The following is a 17,335-nucleotide window of genomic DNA, read 5'->3' as shown; positions in this document are numbered from 1 at the left end:
GCAGCCTTCCCTGCGAGACGGGTCGTATCGTCTCGATTCTTCGACGGGAGCCGTCCTGATCGACCGCTCCGGGGCGGCCGACTCGTCAGCCGCCCCCGGAGCGGTGCACTGTGGAAGACGTGGGCCTCAGGGAACGCTTTGCAGGAGTGCGGGAGCCATGGCGGCCGGGCCATACGCTGCTGGCGATTCCCCTGCTGCTCATCATCGTGATCACCGTGGTGGACATCCTGGTGCCGGAGGACGTCCACCTGGGGCCGCTGCTGGTCATCGCGCCCGCGATCACCGCCTCCTTCGCCGGGCCCGTGCTGACCGGGCTGATCGGGCTCCTTGCCGTGGCGGCACAGGCGTTCATCGGCCTGCACTTCGGCGTGCTGGCCTCCCGCAATGTCATCGTGCAGATCGTGGCCCTCGCCGCGCTCTCCGCGCTGGTGGTGTTCTACTGCGTGCTGCGCGACCGGCGCAGACGGGAGCTGGCCCAGGTGCGGTCGGTGGCCGAGGCCGCGCAGCATGTGCTGCTGTGGCCGCTACCGGAGCGGATCGGCCCGCTGCGCGTCGCCTCGCTGTATCTGGCCGCCGAGGACGAGGCGCAGATCGGCGGTGACCTGTACGCGGCCACCCGAGTCAACGACGGTACCCGGGTGATGATCGGCGACGTACGGGGCAAGGGCCTGGCCGCGATCGGAGAGGCCGCCCTCCTGCTCGGCGCCTTCCGCGAGGCCGCCCACCAGCACACCGCCCTGCCGGCCCTGGCCGCCGCCCTGGAAGAGAGCATCTCCCGCTACCAGGCCGACTTCGAACCGGCCGAAGAGGCCGGGGAGCGCTTCGTCACCGCACTGCTGTTGGAGATCCCCGACCAGGGCCACATCACCCACATGACCAGCTGCGGACACCCGGCACCGCTGCTGCTGAGCCCCGCCCACGCCGTCACCGCCCCGAGCCTGCACCCCGCGCCCCCGCTGGGGGTCGACACCACAGGACCGACGGACTACACGGTCGACGTGGTCACCTTCGAGGCCGGCGACACCCTCCTGGTCTACACCGACGGCATCATCGAAGCGCGCGACCGCGACGGCAACTTCTACCCCTTCACGGAACGCGCCGCCCAGTGGACCGACAGCTCCCCGGAAGCACTCCTGCACCACATCCGGCGTGACCTCCTCGCCCACACCGGCGGACGCCTCGATGACGACGCGGCCCTCATCGCCATCCACCGTCCGCCCAGCAGGTCGACGCACAAAGCGACCCCGTGAACCGTACGGCGTGTCACGGCACGAACAGCACATAGCTGGCGACCGAGCCCAGTGAGAAGCCGACGAGGGTGACCGGGAGCAGGCCCCAGAAGCACAGATGCATGATGATGCCGGCCGCGATGCCATAGGGACGGGTGGGCGGAAAGAGGAGGGCGACGGGTATCGCCACCTCCAGGAAGATGACGAAGAGCGACACCGGGCGCCAGGTGCGCAGTGCGGCCGGCGAGCTGTTCCCCAGATGGCGGACGAGAAATGCGGGGTAGTGATATTCACGGCGGGGAAGTCTGGGCCCCAGCGCGGCACCGGACTCCAGCCATTGCGCCATACGCAGCCCGGAGCGGAACTGGGCGGATCTCACCTTGATCCATGCGCTGTTCCAGTACATATCAAGGGTGATGAGCACGATCAGGAACTGGCTCCATGTGTTCGCATCGGTCCGGGCGTACGAGAGCGCGAAGCCGTTTCCGGGTGCGCCCGCGAAGACCAGGCAGGCGACGGTGAGCATCAGGTAGATGGTGTTGAAGCGGTAGAGGTAGGACAGTTCGAAGGCGAGTCCCAGAGCGACGAGGACGGCCGCGACCCGCGGCAGGACACCGGCGGTGAGCATCAGCGCCGCGACCAGCCGGGCGATGACGACGGGGCGGTACAAGGCACAGACGAGCAGTTCCGCGTCGGCGCCGCGCAACTTCCGCAGTTCGAAGCGCGAATAGGAACCGTGGGCGAGGAAATTCCATGTTCCCTGGGTCAGTTCACCCAGGAACTTCAGGGTGCACGCAGCACCGACCAGCATGCGGAAGATCTGGATGCGGGACTCGTCGGTCGGCAGGCGGAACAGTTCCGCGACGGCGTCAGACAACCACACGGCCCGAGACCACCTTCACGGGGGCTTCCCCTTCCGGATACAGCATCCGGCCTTCCCCGTCGACGCTGTCGTACGTCTCCATCAGGTAGTCGCACACGGTCTGGAGATCGGTGGTGGTGATCGCCAGCGTGTCACCGGTCGGAAAGAGGTCGAAGAGGTTGACCGGTTCCCGCTTTCCGTCCTTCTCCACGGTGAGTTCGATGAGCACGGAGCAGCCGTGGCTGAACATGGGCCAGCTGAAGATCTTGCCCGGCCGGCGCCGGAATCCGGCGACGACCATGCGGGCGACGAGGGCTCCGGTGACGATGAGTTCGACGGCTCCGGTCCATGGCATAGGGCTACTCCGCCTTCGCCGAGGGTGCCGTGGACCGTGCGCCGGCCGGGTCGTCGGCGCTGACGACGGACCAGTCGAACAGCCGCACTCCGTGGAGCTTGACGACCACCTGGGTCGCGAGTACTCCGGCGGTCGCCGGGTCGCGGTAGGAGATGTGCCGTGCCACGCCGTCGTCCGCCGGACGGACGCCGCGCCAGGCGGGTCTGAACCGCATCCCCCGCACCCCGAACGGGCTGACGGAGCGTACTTTCAGGATGGCGAACCCGCGGCGCAGGGCGGGACATCTCCGGGTGGACAGGACCAGGCAGGGTGCGCAGATCGGCGGATAGCTGGTGGTGACCCAGTCCTGCCGGAAGCGTGTGAGGTCGGCGGCCTCCCGCAGGTCGACCAGCCACGTATAGCTGTCGTCCGTCGTCGTGACGGGCTGGTTGCACACCTGGCACCGCAGACCGGCCATGGCGGCTCGTTGCCGGCCGGTGTGGACCCGGCCGAAGGTGGGCCGTGTCTGCCCCTGGGCGTCGGTGTGGCGGGCCCAGAGGATGCCGTGGTCGTCGCGGTCCTGTGGTTTCTCGTCGGTGAAGCCGAGACGGCCGTGCTTCCACCGGAGGGTGACCGCCGGAGCGACCTCACTGCTCCAGGCGGTCATGTGAGGGACAGCGATGTCCTTCCCGTGCTGCTCGCTCATGGCATCCTTCGGGCGGTCGCTGGCGTGTGGGCGGGTCAACCGCGGGTGTCAGCAAGGCGGTTCGGTGAGGGTGATCTCCATGGCGTATCCGCCGTCGCCCTCCTGCACCCGGCTGGTTTTCCAGCCGGTGCCCTCGACGAGCTCCTCGGCCTCGCGCGGGGAGAAGGAGAGGTAGTCGAACCAGGGGGAAGCGGCGGCCTGGAAACGCACCCGGATGCGGTCCTGGCCCGGCATGCGTCCCGCGCGGACGTTGTCCTGGGCGTAGGCGAGGTGCACGGGGTTGGAGGTGGCCAGCGGGTCGCTGGTGACGCCCAGGATGCGGGCCCCCGGGTTGGCGATGCGTTTGAGGCGTTCCAGCAGGTGGCGGCCGCGTTCACGGGTGCTGAAGAGGCCGAGGTTGGCGCCGCCGAACAGGAATGAGTCGTAGCGCGGGGCGTCCGGCGCGTTGACGTAGTCGAAGATGTCGGCCCGGTGGGCGTCGGCGCCGCGCAGCCGGGCGATGTCGACGGCGGTCTGCGAGGTGTCGATCCCGGTGGCCGCCAGTCCGCGGCCGGCGAGTTCCACGACGTGCCGTCCCGCTCCGCAGCCGACGTCGAGCACCCGGCCCCGGGCCCAGTCGGCGATGAGGCGTTCGGGCAGATCCCATTGGTCGTAGGGCGCGAAGTAGCGACTCGGGTCGGACCAGCCGATGAAGCCGTCCTCACGTTCGACGATCTCGGCAGCGGATCCGGGCGCCCCGCCCGCCTTCCAGCAGCGCAGCAGGATGCCGCCGAAGGCGTCATGGGGTGCCGGGGCGGGGAGTTGGGGTTCGTCGGGCATGTGGGAAGTCACTTCCGTGGAGTGGAGTGGAGGACGACGTCGAGTCTGTGCAGTTCTCGGTGGCGGTAGGTGCCGGTCCAGCGGACGGACGACGGGTCCGCGAGGCGGATGGCGAGGAACCGTTCGGCCAGGACGGCGAGCGTGGTCTCGATCTGCAGACGGGCCAGCGCGGCGCCCAGGCAGAAGTGGGCGCCCTTGCCGAAGCTGAGGTGGTCCTGGGCGTTGTCGCGCGGCGCGAGGGCGTCCGGTTCCCGGTAGCGCGCGACGTCCCGGTTGGCGGCGCCGAAGGCGAACATCAACCGTTCGCCGGGCTGGACCACATGGCCCGCCACCTCCACCGCTTCGGTGGCGACCCGTACGGAGGAGAGCGGTTCGGGCAGGCAGAGCCGGATGAGGTCCTCGAACAGCGGCTGGCGTTCCGCTTCGGCGGCCGCCACGTACCGTTCCCATTCACCGGGGCGCCGGGCGAGCCACAAGAGCGCGTTGGCGATGGTACGGCCGGTGTTCTCGAAGCCGGCGATGACGAGCATCCCGCACAGCGACACCAGGTCCGCCTCGCTCACCTCGCCGTTCTTGTCGGCCGCCGCGACGGCGGCGGAGACGATGTCGTCCCGTGGGTCGGCCCGGCGCGCCGAGACGAGCCGTGCCAAGTACGGCTCCAGGGCTTCCAGCGCCGTCTCGATGCCCAGCGTGCTGGTCCCGGGTGACAGCAGGGCCCGCACCCAGCGCTCGATATCGGCCCAGTCTTCCTCCGACACCCCCAGCACACTGCAGGTGGAGGCCAGGAGGGCGGGACGTATGAAGGCGGTGATCAGTTCCGTCGGCCGGTCGGGGGTGAGCGTGTCGGCCCGGCGCGCGATCAGCTGGTGTATCCCGGGCCGGCGCCGCTGCACGGCCCGCGCGGACAGGGCACCGGCAGCCAGCCGCCGGACGGCGGCGTGCTCATCCCCGTCGAGGTCGAGCAGGTTCCGGTCCAGCGCGTTCCGGGCCCCGGATGCTCCCGCCGCATAGGCACCGGTCATCACGATCCGCTCGTCACCCAGCAGCCGGCGTACGTCGGCGTCCCGGCTCACCAGCCACACCGGCATCCCGCTGCGCGTGCGCACCGGGCAGACCGGTGCGTCCCGCCGCAGCATCCGGAAGAACGCGTCGGGGTCGTCGATGAACTGCTGCGAATGCAGAAACTCGGTAGCCGTTTCCGCGGTCACGGGTTCCCCACGTTCCTTGGCGACCATCGGGATTCCCCTCTGTCGATGCTCCCTCTGCCCCAGTGCGGTTCGATCGCAGGGCGCGCGACTAGCTTGCGGCGTTCTCCGGGATTTCCTGGGAAACGGTGGTTCCATGGCGGCCGCGCAGTCCCACCAGGAGAATGAGCGGGGGGACGAGCAGACCGAGTACGGCGAGAAACATCGCGCTCCGTACGCTGATGAAAGAGCCTGCCAAGCCGCCGAAGAACGCCCCCACGGGACGCCCGCCCCAGGACAGCCAGCGGCTTGCCATCATCACACGACCGAGCATATGAAGCGGGCATGTCGTCTGCCGATACGCACGAGCTGCGGTGGTGTAGAGAAAGACGAAGAACATCACCACGATGAAAGACACCAGCACCGCGATCTGGCCGACGAGCCCCGGCGCGACGATCAGGGTCACCGCCTCACACGGAGCGGTGACGAAGGCGCTGACTATCAGAACCTTCGAGATCCCGAACTTCTTGGTCGCCCGCCGAGCGAGCAGGGAGCCCAGCACACCGCCGACGGCCCCGATACCGAGCACGAATCCTGCGGCCTGAGCGCTCCAGTGGAGATGCCGCACCACGTAGAGCAGCCACAGGGCATTCCATCCCGCCAGGAAGAACGAATCAACACCATTCGCCAGGGCGATCGATCTGAATTCCGTATGCGCGAAGAGATACTTGAGCCCCTCCCTCTGCGCGACGAAGAGGCCGGTTCCGCTGTCGACACCGCCTCCGGTCCCGCCGTCCACACCACCCCGCGTCTCGCCACCCTTATGCCGTGTCACTCGTATGCGAAGAAGCAGGAAGAAGCTGATGGCGTAGGAGGCGGCGTCGCCGATGATGGCGTTGGAGGCGTTCACGGAGGCGACCAGAACACCAGCCAGCGACGGTCCGATGAGCAGTGCGGCGGAGAAGGACGCATTCAGCTTGCCGAGCGCCTCCTCCAGCCTTCCGGAGTCCTGAAAAAGCTGAGGAGGATAACTCGAATAGGCGGCGTCGAAAAGGAGCGTGATGGCGGCTTCCCCCAGGGCCACCAGCAGTACCTGCAGGAACGTCAGCCGGTGCAGCAGAGCCGCGACGGGGACGGTCAGCACGAGCAGACACCGGACGGCATCGCTGTACAGCATCATCCTGCGCTTGTCGCCGCGGTCCGCGAGAGCGCCCGCCCAGAGGCTGAGGAACAGCTGCGGAAGTGCGGAGGCCGCACCCAGCACCCCGAGAAGAAGCGGAGTGGCGTGCAGCTGCGTGAGGGCAACGAGAGGAAGCGCAAGCGCGGAGACGGCCGTACCCGTATCGCTGACAAATTGCGCGACGATGAGACTTGAGAAGTTCCTGTCCCGAAAGAGGGATGCGGGTCTTGCAGCCCGAGCCACGTGCCGGCCTTCCTCGATATCACCTTCCGCTGAGGCAGCACAGCGGGCCGTGGTGGCCCCGGATGAGCCCGGATGAGTGCCACCACAGCCCGCCGGAAATCAGGACTTGTACTGGAAGGCGTGCGACGCCATCTTCTCCGGGTCCACCTTGGCCGAACTGGAGAAAGCGCCCTTAACGATCTCGATAATGCGCTTCATGAAGCTCTCCCTCGTTGGTGACGACTCGTGCCGCCGGAAAGAAAACCTAGAACGGGTCACCATGCATCGTCAATGGTTCAGAAAAAGATCTCATCAGACCTCACCAGATCTCACCATTCATAAATTTGACGAAGGCTCCGAGCATGAGAAACACCAAAACGCTCCGGCACCCACCCTTACGGCAACGGAGTCGGTCATGACGAGGAGATTTCCGCCAAGCCATCAATCCATCAAGACCATCGAGGTTTGATCACGTATCGTCGCATCATCAACGAATTCTCACCTCGACAGAGAGGTGGGAAGAAAGGTAAGCGAGCGCGGAGGGAGATGCACGTAAAGCGTTGGCAATGAATTGCCCCGTAAAGGCGAGAGCGGCGATTACCGGCCACGCCAAAGGGTCTCGATACCGACGGTCGAACGATTCGCAACGTGAAGGCTTAAGGCAGATTTGCGCCCAACATGCCGATTTACCTGCGGCCTGACGGCGGCGCAGGCACCGACGACGCTTCCTCCCATGGCGCGAAACAGTCACGGAAGGCGCTCCGACGTCGTCTCTTTATGGCGGTTCGCAACGACCTCCGGGGGGCGACCGGCGACCCGGCCCCGCCCCCCGGCCCGGGCGACTTCCAGAGGTCGGGCCGCCGGGATGTCCGATCGGTCGTCAGACGCGGCAGCGCAGCATCTCCAGTGGGGGGTTGGCGAGGAAGTCCGCCCAGAAGTCCGCACCGAACTTGCGCACGCCGGCGTCGGACACCTCCAGCGGGACCCAGGTCAGCTCGCCGAATCCGGCCGCCCGCATCGACTCTTCGTAGACCTCGCGGCGCGGGCGGTTGGTGACGAAGCTGATCGGATGCTGGTCGAGCAGCGCCGTGATCCTCACTCGCGGCCCGGTCTCGGCCTCCTCACCGGTCAGCTCGCTGCGAAAGCCGTACTTGTCCAGCGGCGGCCCGTCGAAGCGGAAGTCGGGCGACTGGTTGAGTACGAAGAACTCGCCGCCCGGCTTCAGACTCCGGTGCACATTGCGGCACATCCGCTCGAAGGTGGCGATGTCATCGGCGTAGTTGAGCAGTTGGACCGCCACGCCGACGTCGAACTTCCGCTCAACGGGCCGCAATTCGGCCACATCACCCACCTCGTAGCGCACACCCAGCGGATTGCTCTCCTCCAACCGCTGTGCCACGGCGACCATTTCACCCGAGATATCGACTCCGAGCACCTCCGTGGCGCCGCGCCGCTTGAACTCCCGGCTGTAGAAGCCGGTGCCGGACGCCAGGTCGAGGACCGACTTGCCGCGCACGTCCCCCACCATGGCCAGGAAGCTCGACACCTCCCCGTACTGCGCCAGCGGCAGTGCCTTGAAGCCCTCGAACGCCTCACCTATCTCGTCATACAGCTGCACGCTCATCGCGCCGTCCTCCCTGTGGTTCGTCATGTCCTCGGCCTCGGCCACCGTCCCGCGGGACACGCCGCGGCCTCTGGCGGGCAGTCTTGCCGCACCCCGGCAGACCGTCGTACTGGCAGAAGCAACAAAGATCCGGACATCGTCTCGGCCTCGTGTACGGGCGGGCGTACGGGTTCGAGCGGATGATGGACGACCTCGGTGCGGGCTTCGGCCCGCTCCTCGCGCTCGGGCGAGGTGGGTTGTTGACCCTGACACCGTGTCAGGCGCTGAACTCGGAGACGTCATGTTCACCATCGGAGACTTCGCCCGACACGGCCGCGTCTCGGTCCGGATGCTGCGTCACTACGACGCGACCGGACTACTGCGCCCGGCCCATGTCGACTCTGCCAGCGGCTATCGCTACTACACGGCCGCCCAACTCACGCGCCTCAACCGCGTCATCGCGCTCAAGGACCTCGGTTTCACCCTCCAACAGGTGCAGGACATCGTGGACGAGAGGATCAGCACCGAGGAACTGCGCGGCATGCTGCGGCTGCGGCGGGCAGAGCTGGAGGCCACGATGACCGCTGCGGCGGCACGGCTGGTCCAGGTCGAGGCGAGGCTCCGGTCGATCGAGAGCGAGGGGCATATGCCCACGAACGACGTCATCATCAAGAGCGTCCCGGCGATCCGGGTGGCGGAGCTGACCGCGATCGCCGCCAGCTTCGAGCCGGAGGACATCGGCCCGGTCATCGGACCGCTCTACGACGAGCTGTTCTCACGCCTGCGCGCGGCGGGCGTGCAGCCCGCGGGACTTGGTGTCGCCTACTACGAGGACGCCCCGGAGGGCGGCGGCAGGATCAGTGTCCACGCCGCCGTCCAGGTCTCGGCCCCCGTCCAGGACGGCGCCTTCCGGGTGCTCGATCTGCCGCCCGTCGACGAGGCGGCGACGATCGTGCACCACGGCTCGATGGACACCGTGCTGCCGACGGCCCAGGCCCTGGCCCGCTGGATCGACGGCAACGGGTACCGGTCGACCGGATACCCGCGGGAGATCAGCCTGGAGTGCCCGGAGAACCACGATGACTGGGTGACCGAGCTGCAGGTGCCGGTGGTCACGTCCTGACACCTGGCAACTGACAAGATACGGCCGGGCAGCCGGCGGTGGCAGTGACCGCCGGGCTGCCCGGCCACCATCGGGCACTGCGTGCAGCGCGACGGCCATCGCTATGCCCATCGCCATGCCCATCGCTACGTCCATCGCGAGTCCGCTGATCCCGACCATCGAGATTTCATGGGCATTTCAGTGCCTCCTGCGACGGTGGGCGAGTTGCCGCCGAGAACCACCCGGAAGCGAGAAGTACGGCGCTGGGTGGAAGGCGCCCGGGGCGCGGGGAAATCACCACGCCGGTAGGCGCCGTCGGGGAATGCGCAGCACGGTCGACGGGCGAGGCGAGGGCATGCGTAAATCACTCAGATTCAAGCGACTCCTGGTCGCGCTGGTGGTGCTGGTCGCACTACTCGGGTTCATTTCCCCGGCGGAGGCCAAGCCGGTCTCACCCGTTGATCTGTGCTCGACGCAGATCGCGGCGGCCCGGCAGCTCGGGGCGGAGATCCGCGCGCACAACGCCAAACCCCATGTGTTCCCGCCGCAGCAGTCCGGTGCCGCGGCGGCGTACAACGCGGAGAAGGCGTCACTAGAGGCGCGCCGGGCCACGGTCGTCGCCCAGCTGCGGGCCTGTATGCAGGCGATGAGGGCGCTCCAGGACGAGGGGGCAGGCCCCTTGGGCCTCAAGGCCCCTACTCCGCGGACCTTGGCCAAGCTTGAGCAGGCGAAGAAGCTGGCTCCGGCGAACTGGACCGCACCCGCACCGCCCCCGAGCGGCAAGAACTGGGTAGTCCCCAAAAGCTCCCCGATACGTCCGGTGTTCGACGCCCTGCGAAAGGGCAACCCCGGCAGAGTGGGCAACATCAACCTCCGTGGAGTCGCCCGGCCGCAGGCCACGGACAGGGATACGGCATATCCGGCGGCGTCCGGCCGTACGATCGGGGCCTATAACTCCGGGAGGTCGAAGGTCTCGCCGGACCACATAGTCCCCTTGGCCGAACTCATCCATATGCGGGGCTTCATGCAGCTCACGCCCCGGAACATGTACGTGGTCTCGCGGGCCAACCTGAACTTTCAGTGGCTGTCGAAGGCGGCGAACGAATCGAAGCAGTCAAGGAGCGCGGCCTACGTTTCGGGGGCGGATCCCCAGTGGATAAAAAACCAGATTGCCCTGGAGAATGAGACTCGCCGCAAGTTGCAGGACATCATCGATCAGCTGCTCAAGAGCCAGTAAGGAGGCCGGATATGGGCCCGACCGAAATCGCCGCCACGGTGGAGGATTGGTCACTGACGTTCGTCGGGGAAGGATCCGTTGAATTCTCCCGGATCCCCGAGAAGTGGCGGCCGATCGTCCTGTCGGACGACGCGGAATCCCGTCGCCGAACGGCGTTGTCGCTGTGGAACCAGAGCTTCCGTGAGCTTGTTCCCGAGTTCGCCGAGGTGCTGGACGCGCACTGCGTCGACGTACGGGCCTGCATCACCGATGACTCTCCCGCACTGGTTTACGTTCTGGAGACGGACGACGGCGAGCTGGTCTCCTGGGTCGGCTACGATCCCGGCACCTTCGAGGAGCCGGATTTCTGGGAGTGCTTCCCCGAACCCGTGCAGGTGTTCCTGCGTGACGTTCATGCGGGGTTCGTCTCGGCGAGCAGGGACGGGTTCGGTGTGGCGCGGCCCAGCGACATGGGCACCATCGCCGCGCTGGCCGACTTCCCTGACGGTGTCCCCGGCTGGGAGAACGAAGCCGGTATCGCCTCTACGCGCCTGCTGCAGATCACGACAGACGGCGGCATCCTCAGGTACTGCCTTTCCCCGGACCTCGCGGTGGGGAAGGTCGCCCTGGTCTACGAAGGGGACGTCGATCCCAAGGACTTCGGTCAGGAGCTGGACGAGCTCCTGATGTCGCGCTACGAGGAACCGTCCTGAGCAGAGAGGCATCGATGTGTCACACCAGCCCGGCCAGGGGACTCCTCCCTGGCCTCCACAGGGGAGTCAGCCGCCGGCGGTTCCGCCGGGGGACCCGCGGTTTCCCCGTCAGTCGGCCGGCCGGCGGAAGAAGTGGTGGTACCTCGGAGCGGCGGCCGCCCTGCTCGCCGCTGCCGGAGGCGTCACGGCATATCTGCTCGTGGACCGGGGCGAGAGCGAGCAGTCGCGGATCGAGAAGGTGGTCGCGGACTTCGCCCTCGCGGTCGACCGGGGGGACACCCCCAAAATGATCAGCCTGCTCTGCCAGGAGGAGGCCAGCGGGATCGCCGACAACGACGGTGACCCGGGCGACGACGACCGCGATACCCAGTCGAAGCCGATACCGATCACGACGTCGGAGGTCAGGATCACGGGGGACACGGCCAGCGCCGTGGTGACCAGGCCCGCCCTGAAGCCGGCCGCTGTCTACCTTCGCAAGGAAAAGGGCGCTTGGCGGATGTGCGCCCCCGCTGCGAAGTCCCACCGAGAGCCGTCCGGGCGGGCCTCCGCCTCGTCAGGCTGACCCGTGCCCCGTGCCCCATGAACCACGCCCCGTGCCCCGTGCCCGGGGCCCCTGACCGCGACGGTCGCTGCTATCCGGTGCGCGTGGGGCTGGGGCTTCCTGCCCCGGACGGCTGTTGTGGGGCGCGGGGTGAGCGGTAGGCGCGGGCGAGGTGGTGTTGCAGGCGGGCGTGGCGGAACTGGTAGACCGCACCGGCCTGGCGCAGCACGCCCCGCTGGTAGGCGTCTTCGAGGAAGGCGACGACGGACCAGGGCAGCCGGCCGGTCAGCGGCAGCCAGATCCGGGCGAAGACCGCCCACTGCCCCCAGGCGGTCAGGCTGAGCGCATAGCCGAGGGCGCCGCCGAGCCCGCTGATGACGCCCAGCTTGACCGCGGCCGTCAGATGCCAGACGACCGGGCCCAGGATCGCCTGCATGGGCGGGATCGCCACCATGGATCCGAAGCCGACCAGGAGCCCGAAGGCGGGGGCCCAGACGAGGAGTTGGCCGGCGACCGTCCGGCAGTTCGTGCGCAGCAGGCTGACCGGATTGACGGCGGACCGGATGTCGAGAGGGGTTTCGAAGAGGGCCAGGAGACCGAAGGCGGGGCCGGCTGCCAGCGCGAACACCAGGCCGTAGACGAGACCGTCGCCGAGGCCGATCTCCAGGACGGTCGGGAGGCTCGCGTGGACGAGGACGCCGTTGAGCGCTCCGCGTACGAAGCCGTAGCCGACGCCGAACACCAGCCCGCACAGCAATCCGATCGCCAGCCGGGGGAGCGCTCTCCGTCTCGTCCTCCGTTCCTTGCCAAACAGCTTCATGCGCACGCCGGACGGCTGCACGGCCGTGTCCTTGGCCGCGACCATGAACCAGTACGCGATCCCGAACAGGAGCCCGGCGAGGACCCCCGCCACCAGCCCGTCCGCGAGCTGGTATTCGAGGGGGTCGAAGAGGGTGCCGACGGCACCGTCGACGATCCCGATGGCCAGACAGATCACCAGCGCGCTGACCAGCGTGCGCGTGCTGCGGCGCAGCACGCAACCGAGCCGCCACCACTCCAGGTTGGGGGTGTCGAGCCGGGTCAGGTGATGGGCCAGGTAGCCGAGCCAGTACTGGGCGCGTTCCGGGTCGAAGGTGCGGCGGGGCCGACTGCCGGTGTGGTGCTCGGGGCGGGGGCGGTAGACGGTGGCGGTGAAGTTGTCGAGGAGGTGGTCCTCCAGCTCCTCGGGGCTGCCGAAGCGCCGAGTGTCCAGGAGGGAGGCCGGGGCATGGTCGGGGGTGTCGCTGTAGACGGCGCGGGCGAGCGTGACCATCAGCGGAGTGGTCAGCACCGCAGCGAGGTTGGCACCGGCCTGGCTGAGCGGCCGCTTGCGCAGCTCGCTCAGCACGGGATCCCAGGCGGTGGACGAGAGGGCCCCGCCACGTGCCTTGCGCGTGGTGCGCGGCAGATAGTCGGCGAGGTCGCTCAGGGTGAGATCGGTCAGCTCCACCGCTGCGGCGGAGGTGAGCACGTCGGTCTCCGCCACCGCGGCGGCGTACTCGGCCGGACGGCTCGTCAGCAGCAGGGGCAGGGTGGTGGCGTTGAGCGCCTCCAGCGCGGGACGGCGCAGGCCGCCGGCGATCTCGTCGAAGCCGTCCAGTACGGGGAGCACCCGGCCGGTCTCGACCAGTGCGGCGGCCAGGCTCGACCCGCCGGGCCCCTTGCCGGCGAGACCGGGGTGATCGCGCGTCAGCTGCGCCGCCAGCCAGTCCCGGAAGGTGATGGCGGTCGGATCCCACGAGCCGATGCTGAAGATCACGGGTACGGCTTCGGCGCGGCGTCTCGACTTCAGGTGGTCCAGGACGAACCGCACGGCGAGAATCGTCTTCCCGGAGCCGGACCGGCCCAGCACCACCAGCCGCCCGGACGGGATCCGCCGGTACACCTCCACGATCCGGTCCAGTTGCCCGCTCAGATCCAGCGGGCCGTGCGTGCCCCCGGCGGGCAGCCGGCGGATGTTGGCCCAGTGGTCGGTGAGCTCCTCGGCGACCGGCCGCCACTGCACCGGCAGCGGATAGGGATCGTGGACCTGCCGCTGCTCCTCCTCGCGCCGCCAGCGGGCGGCCACCGTCTGCGCGAGCTGCTCGGCGATGTCGGCCAGGGTTTCGTGCAACGCGGACCCGGGCTGGTCGCCTGCGAGCGGTTCGGCGCGGCCGGTCGCCTCGTCCGCCCGGCTCCCGTCCCCGGCGGAGTCCTCCGCACGGCTCCCCTCCCCCGCCGAGTACTCGGGCCCGCTCCCCTCCCCCGCCGAGTGCTCGGGACCGCTCCTTTCCCCGGCCGAGTCGTCCGGCCGACTTCCCTCCCCGGTCCGGCGGATGGCAGCCGTCAGCAGCCCCTCGCGTTCCTCGGGGCGCAGCCCGAGCGCATCGGCCAGCAGCCGCACCGTGGTCACCCTGGGGTCGGCGCGCTCGCCCGTCTCCAACCCTCGGATGGTGCGTACGCCCACTCCGGCGCGCTCCGCCAAGGCCTCCTGAGTCATCCCCGCCTCGCGCCGCAGCCGCCGCAACAGCGCGCTGAACTCACTCGTCACAGGTCCCGCACTCTCCCCCGGCACATCGATTCCCCCAGGTGAGGGACTCTAGCGCGGCCACCGGCCGGATACGGCCGGTCTGCTGGCCTGTCCGTTTCCCGGTGCCGGGGCCAGCGTCGACGTCATCCGCCAGACCGATACCCGGAGCCAGGGGAGCCCGCGATGCCGACGACCGCAACCACCGGCCAGCCAACCGTCACCACGCTCACGCATCAGGAGCGCGAGGTGCTCTACGCGGTCGGCTGTGGCCTGAGAGACGCCGAGGTCGCCTCCACCCTCGCCCTCCCCAAGGACGACGTGGCCGGGCACCTCGCCCGGATCCTCGCCAAACTCGGGTTGCGCGACCGGGCTGCCGCCATCGTCCACGCCTTCGACTGCGGGCTGGTCGTCCCCGGCCACGGCCCCCGCAAGGCGGCAGGCCCGGTGCCGCGGACCGTCGTCCGCCAGACGCACGGCCCGCGGGTGCGGATCTCGCTGCTCGGACCGCTGCAGGCGTGGCGCGACGGACAGCCCGTGGACCTGGGACACCTGCGTCAGCAAGCCGTACTGGCAGCGCTGGCGCTGTGCCCGGACCGGACGGTCAGCCAACAGGAACTGCTCGGCGGAGTGTGGGGGATGGAGCCGCCGCTCACGAACGTGGTGCCGGTGTACATCCACCGCCTACGGAAGGTCCTGCGCATAGGGGACAGCCCGGACTCGGTGATCCAGCGCGATCGGTGTGGCTACCGGCTGGTTCCCGGCGCGGTCGAGGTGGATGTGGCACGCATGGAGGAGCTGGTCACCGCAGCCGGGACGGCCGAGCGAGCGGGCGAACTGACCGAGGCGGTCCGCTTCTGCTCCCAGGCGGTGGCCCTGTTCCGCGGCGAGCTCCTGGCCGGCCTGCCCGGGCCGTTCGCCGAATTGGAGCGACTGCGGCTCAGCGAGCGCAGGGTCGCCCTCGTGCAGCGGAAGGCGGGCTGGCTGTTGCAGCTGGGCCGGCACTCCGAGGCGACCGCAGACCTGTGGGCGCTGGCCGTGGCGCAGCCCCTGAACGAGCCGGTCGCCGCGATGCTGATGCGTGCGCTGCACCGCAGCGGCCGGCAGGCCGACGCGTTGACCGTGTTCGACCGGACCCGTCGCCGTCTTGCCGATGACCTGGGGGTGCCACCGGGCCAACTGCTGAGGCGGACACACCAGATGATCCTGCGCGGGCACGACGCCGACCTCACCCGTACCGCGCCGTGACCCGACCGACGCCGCGTACGCGCGGTGAGGAGCTGCTGCTGGCGAGGATCTCCGCCGCGGCCGGCCGTGCGTGCCTCGGCAGACGACGTGCCACCTATGCGGGGGCCGCGCACCCGACCCGTACGCAGACCGGCCCGGCGCGGATGCTCCGGGGCCTGCTGGCCTTCGCCCGGTACGGCCGGTCCGCCGCGACGAGGCGTACGGACGCGCGGCTGGACATGTACGAGCACGGGATGACGATTGCGGTGAAGGGACGGATCCACGTCGTCCGCTACGACACCACCTCGGTGTTCGAGAAGAGCACCCGCCATCCGCACGGCCCGACCCGCAGCGGCAGCGGCAGCGGCAGCACCACTCGTACCTACACGCTCACCGATGTCGACGGAAAGCGGGTGGTGCTGCAGTGCGGGCCGGAGAGCGGCGATGCGGAGGCGTGGACGCTTGAGGTCCGACGGGCCGTCATCCGGGCCCAGTTACCGCGGGCGCTGGCCGCGCTCCACAACGGCGAGCGGCTGGCCTTCGGGGGCATCTGGCTGACCGGGGAGGAGGTCGGGGCCGGGGAGGTGTCCGCGCGGTGGTCGCAGGTGCGGGGGTTCGCCATCGAGGAGGCGGCCCTCAGGCTCGACATCGACGGGAGTTGGCACAGGTGGGGGCCTGCGGTGTCCAAGATCCCGAATCTCTTCGTCCTCTGCGCGCTCTTCGAGCGCCTTCGGGCAGCCGACGCGGGCTCGGGAGGATGAGCCGGTCCTGAGCGCATCCGCCGATGCGGGAGCCCGAAGGCGCACCCCGGTCGTGGCTGCGGACCCGGCGTCGGCAGCGCACTCATCGGCGCTTCATCGCGATTCCAACGGCCGCGGATAACTTCAGGTCCGCGCACAGACGTTGTGCGCACCTCAACGTGTCGAGGAGAAGCAGAGCATGTCCCTGTCCAGCAGATGGAAGCGGGCGATCGGTGTGGCCGGTACGGCGGCAGCGATGGTGGGCGTCAGCGCCGTCGCACCCACCGCTGCCCACGCCGCCCCGGTGCACCACTACTACCTGGAGGTCGGCGGTACGGGTTCGGCGGCGTCCGAGCCCGACTGCACCTCCACCTACGCAATCGCCAACAAGCACCTCGACGGCGGTATCCCGGTGCCGGTCTGCTATCCGGCGAGCGCCGGACCCTGGCTCAACGGCCACAACGTTCCCGACCCCGGCGCACCGAGCTTCGACGCCAGCGTGGGCGAGGGGTACCGCAAGCTGCTGGCCACGGCCGAGGAGACCTACCGTCGCGATCCGGGCGCCCGCTTCACGATCGTCGGCTACTCCCAGGGCGCGCAAGTGGCCGACCTGGTCCTGCAGAAGATCTCCAAGGGCGAGACCGAGATACCCCGCTCGCAGGTGAACGGCATGCTGTACTCCGACCCCCTGCAGCCCGACACCGGCATCTGGTCCCGGGTTCCGAAGGGCTGGAGCGCCCTGGGATTCACTTCCACCGGCGCCGGTCCGGCGAAGTTCGACGGCGTCCCGGTGCAGCGCTTCTGCATCCGCACCGACCTGGCCTGCGACGCCACCTCGCTCCGGTCCATCCCCGGCTTCCTGTTCCAGCACCCCAAGTACTGGCAGGAGGGCAACGTCATGGCGCAGACCATCGGCAACGACGGCGGTGACGGCGTCGTCTGGTACGAGCCCGACGGACGCGTCAGGTCTTCGTAACGGGGGCAACGGGATTGCGGGCAACGGTCCGGCCGGCACGGCCCGGTCGGACCGTTCGCGCGCGGTCGGGCTCGCCTCACCGGTCGCCGCAACAGCCCGAGCACCCAAACCGTTGCCTCAGGCGACGGCTCCCCGT

Annotated in this window: 17 protein-coding genes; 9 read left to right on the top strand and 8 right to left on the bottom strand. The window is 69.0% G+C overall.

Going from position 1 to position 17,335, the window contains the following annotated elements:
- Positions 1-146: 146 nt before the first annotated feature.
- Complete coding sequence (locus ACWD6P_RS01845) at positions 147-1,250, top strand: PP2C family protein-serine/threonine phosphatase (RefSeq protein WP_451442007.1); 1,104 nt, start codon at positions 147-149, stop codon at positions 1,248-1,250.
- A gap of 13 nt (positions 1,251-1,263) precedes the next feature.
- Here the strand turns inward: ACWD6P_RS01845 and ACWD6P_RS01840 are convergent, their stop codons facing one another.
- The 6 genes from ACWD6P_RS01840 to ACWD6P_RS01815 form a co-directional block, all read right to left on the bottom strand.
- Complete coding sequence (locus ACWD6P_RS01840; RefSeq protein ID WP_451442006.1) at positions 1,264-2,112, bottom strand: hypothetical protein; 849 nt, start codon at positions 2,110-2,112, stop codon at positions 1,264-1,266.
- Positions 2,099-2,446 (bottom strand): hypothetical protein, encoded by a 348-nt coding sequence (locus ACWD6P_RS01835; RefSeq protein WP_451442005.1) that lies wholly within the window; start codon positions 2,444-2,446, stop codon positions 2,099-2,101. Before ACWD6P_RS01835 ends, ACWD6P_RS01840 begins: the two co-directional genes overlap by 14 nt.
- Positions 2,447-2,450: 4 nt before the next feature.
- Complete coding sequence (locus ACWD6P_RS01830) at positions 2,451-3,131, bottom strand: hypothetical protein (RefSeq protein WP_451442004.1); 681 nt, start codon at positions 3,129-3,131, stop codon at positions 2,451-2,453.
- Positions 3,132-3,179: 48 nt separating this feature from the next.
- Entirely contained in the window at positions 3,180-3,950 is a 771-nt protein-coding gene (locus tag ACWD6P_RS01825; protein ID WP_451442003.1) for a class I SAM-dependent methyltransferase, read from the bottom strand.
- An 8-nt stretch (positions 3,951-3,958) separates the two neighbouring features.
- Positions 3,959-5,158 carry a cytochrome P450 gene (locus tag ACWD6P_RS01820; protein ID WP_451442002.1) on the bottom strand — a complete coding sequence of 400 codons (1,200 nt, stop codon included), beginning with the start codon at positions 5,156-5,158 and terminating at the stop codon, positions 3,959-3,961.
- A gap of 88 nt (positions 5,159-5,246) precedes the next feature.
- Positions 5,247-6,557 (bottom strand): MFS transporter, encoded by a 1,311-nt coding sequence (locus tag ACWD6P_RS01815; RefSeq protein WP_451442001.1) that lies wholly within the window; start codon positions 6,555-6,557, stop codon positions 5,247-5,249.
- Between the two features lie 196 nt (positions 6,558-6,753).
- Between ACWD6P_RS01815 and ACWD6P_RS01810 the strand changes: the two genes are divergently transcribed.
- Positions 6,754-7,005, top strand: a complete 252-nt coding sequence (locus ACWD6P_RS01810) for a hypothetical protein (RefSeq protein ID WP_451442000.1) — start codon at positions 6,754-6,756, stop codon at positions 7,003-7,005.
- 411 nt (positions 7,006-7,416) lie between these two features.
- On the opposite strand, the gene ACWD6P_RS01805 is transcribed toward ACWD6P_RS01810, so the two are convergent.
- A complete protein-coding gene (locus ACWD6P_RS01805) occupies positions 7,417-8,160 on the bottom strand; it encodes a class I SAM-dependent methyltransferase (RefSeq protein ID WP_451442254.1) in 744 nt (247 codons plus the stop codon).
- Positions 8,161-8,440: 280 nt separating this feature from the next.
- Between ACWD6P_RS01805 and ACWD6P_RS01800 the strand changes: the two genes are divergently transcribed.
- The 4 genes from ACWD6P_RS01800 (at position 8,441) to ACWD6P_RS01785 (ending at position 11,732) form a co-directional block, all read left to right on the top strand.
- Entirely contained in the window at positions 8,441-9,262 is an 822-nt protein-coding gene (locus ACWD6P_RS01800) for a MerR family transcriptional regulator (protein WP_451442253.1), read from the top strand.
- A gap of 334 nt (positions 9,263-9,596) precedes the next feature.
- On the top strand, positions 9,597-10,478 hold the full coding sequence (locus tag ACWD6P_RS01795) for a hypothetical protein (protein ID WP_451441999.1): 882 nt from the start codon (positions 9,597-9,599) through the stop codon (positions 10,476-10,478).
- A gap of 11 nt (positions 10,479-10,489) precedes the next feature.
- Positions 10,490-11,170, top strand: coding sequence for a hypothetical protein (locus tag ACWD6P_RS01790; RefSeq protein ID WP_451441998.1), 681 nt, complete (start codon positions 10,490-10,492; stop codon positions 11,168-11,170).
- Positions 11,171-11,186: 16 nt separating this feature from the next.
- On the top strand, positions 11,187-11,732 hold the full coding sequence (locus ACWD6P_RS01785) for an Rv0361 family membrane protein (protein WP_451441997.1): 546 nt from the start codon (positions 11,187-11,189) through the stop codon (positions 11,730-11,732).
- A gap of 70 nt (positions 11,733-11,802) precedes the next feature.
- On the opposite strand, the gene ACWD6P_RS01780 is transcribed toward ACWD6P_RS01785, so the two are convergent.
- Positions 11,803-14,280 (bottom strand): helix-turn-helix domain-containing protein, encoded by a 2,478-nt coding sequence (locus ACWD6P_RS01780; RefSeq protein ID WP_451441996.1) that lies wholly within the window; start codon positions 14,278-14,280, stop codon positions 11,803-11,805.
- A 162-nt stretch (positions 14,281-14,442) separates the two neighbouring features.
- On the opposite strand from ACWD6P_RS01780, the gene ACWD6P_RS01775 reads away from it, so the two are divergent.
- The 3 genes from ACWD6P_RS01775 (at position 14,443) to ACWD6P_RS01765 (ending at position 17,199) form a co-directional block, all read left to right on the top strand.
- Positions 14,443-15,504, top strand: coding sequence for a BTAD domain-containing putative transcriptional regulator (locus ACWD6P_RS01775; RefSeq protein WP_451441995.1), 1,062 nt, complete (start codon positions 14,443-14,445; stop codon positions 15,502-15,504).
- A complete protein-coding gene (locus ACWD6P_RS01770) occupies positions 15,501-16,244 on the top strand; it encodes a DUF6585 family protein (RefSeq protein ID WP_451441994.1) in 744 nt (247 codons plus the stop codon). The genes ACWD6P_RS01775 and ACWD6P_RS01770 overlap by 4 nt, the downstream gene beginning before the upstream one ends.
- Before the next feature lie 178 nt (positions 16,245-16,422).
- Positions 16,423-17,199, top strand: coding sequence for a PE-PPE domain-containing protein (locus ACWD6P_RS01765; protein WP_451441993.1), 777 nt, complete (start codon positions 16,423-16,425; stop codon positions 17,197-17,199).
- The last annotated feature ends 136 nt before the right edge of the window (positions 17,200-17,335 follow it).

The sequence above is a fragment of the Streptomyces sp. NPDC002446 genome (assembly GCF_053595675.1).
Note: the sequence above shows the minus strand (reverse complement) of the source record. Positions and strands in the feature narration are given on the sequence as shown.

Coding starts and splice junctions, on each gene's coding strand:
- ACWD6P_RS01765 (WP_451441993.1), top strand. CDS start 16,423: ATGTCCCTGTCCAGCAGATGGAAGCGGGCGATCGGTGTGGCCGGTACG.
- ACWD6P_RS01825 (WP_451442003.1), bottom strand. CDS start 3,950: ATGCCCGACGAACCCCAACTCCCCGCCCCGGCACCCCATGACGCCTTC.
- ACWD6P_RS01800 (WP_451442253.1), top strand. CDS start 8,441: ATGTTCACCATCGGAGACTTCGCCCGACACGGCCGCGTCTCGGTCCGG.
- ACWD6P_RS01830 (WP_451442004.1), bottom strand. CDS start 3,131: ATGAGCGAGCAGCACGGGAAGGACATCGCTGTCCCTCACATGACCGCC.
- ACWD6P_RS01795 (WP_451441999.1), top strand. CDS start 9,597: ATGCGTAAATCACTCAGATTCAAGCGACTCCTGGTCGCGCTGGTGGTG.
- ACWD6P_RS01790 (WP_451441998.1), top strand. CDS start 10,490: ATGGGCCCGACCGAAATCGCCGCCACGGTGGAGGATTGGTCACTGACG.
- ACWD6P_RS01805 (WP_451442254.1), bottom strand. CDS start 8,160: ATGAGCGTGCAGCTGTATGACGAGATAGGTGAGGCGTTCGAGGGCTTC.
- ACWD6P_RS01835 (WP_451442005.1), bottom strand. CDS start 2,446: ATGCCATGGACCGGAGCCGTCGAACTCATCGTCACCGGAGCCCTCGTC.
- ACWD6P_RS01810 (WP_451442000.1), top strand. CDS start 6,754: ATGAAGCTCTCCCTCGTTGGTGACGACTCGTGCCGCCGGAAAGAAAAC.
- ACWD6P_RS01775 (WP_451441995.1), top strand. CDS start 14,443: ATGCCGACGACCGCAACCACCGGCCAGCCAACCGTCACCACGCTCACG.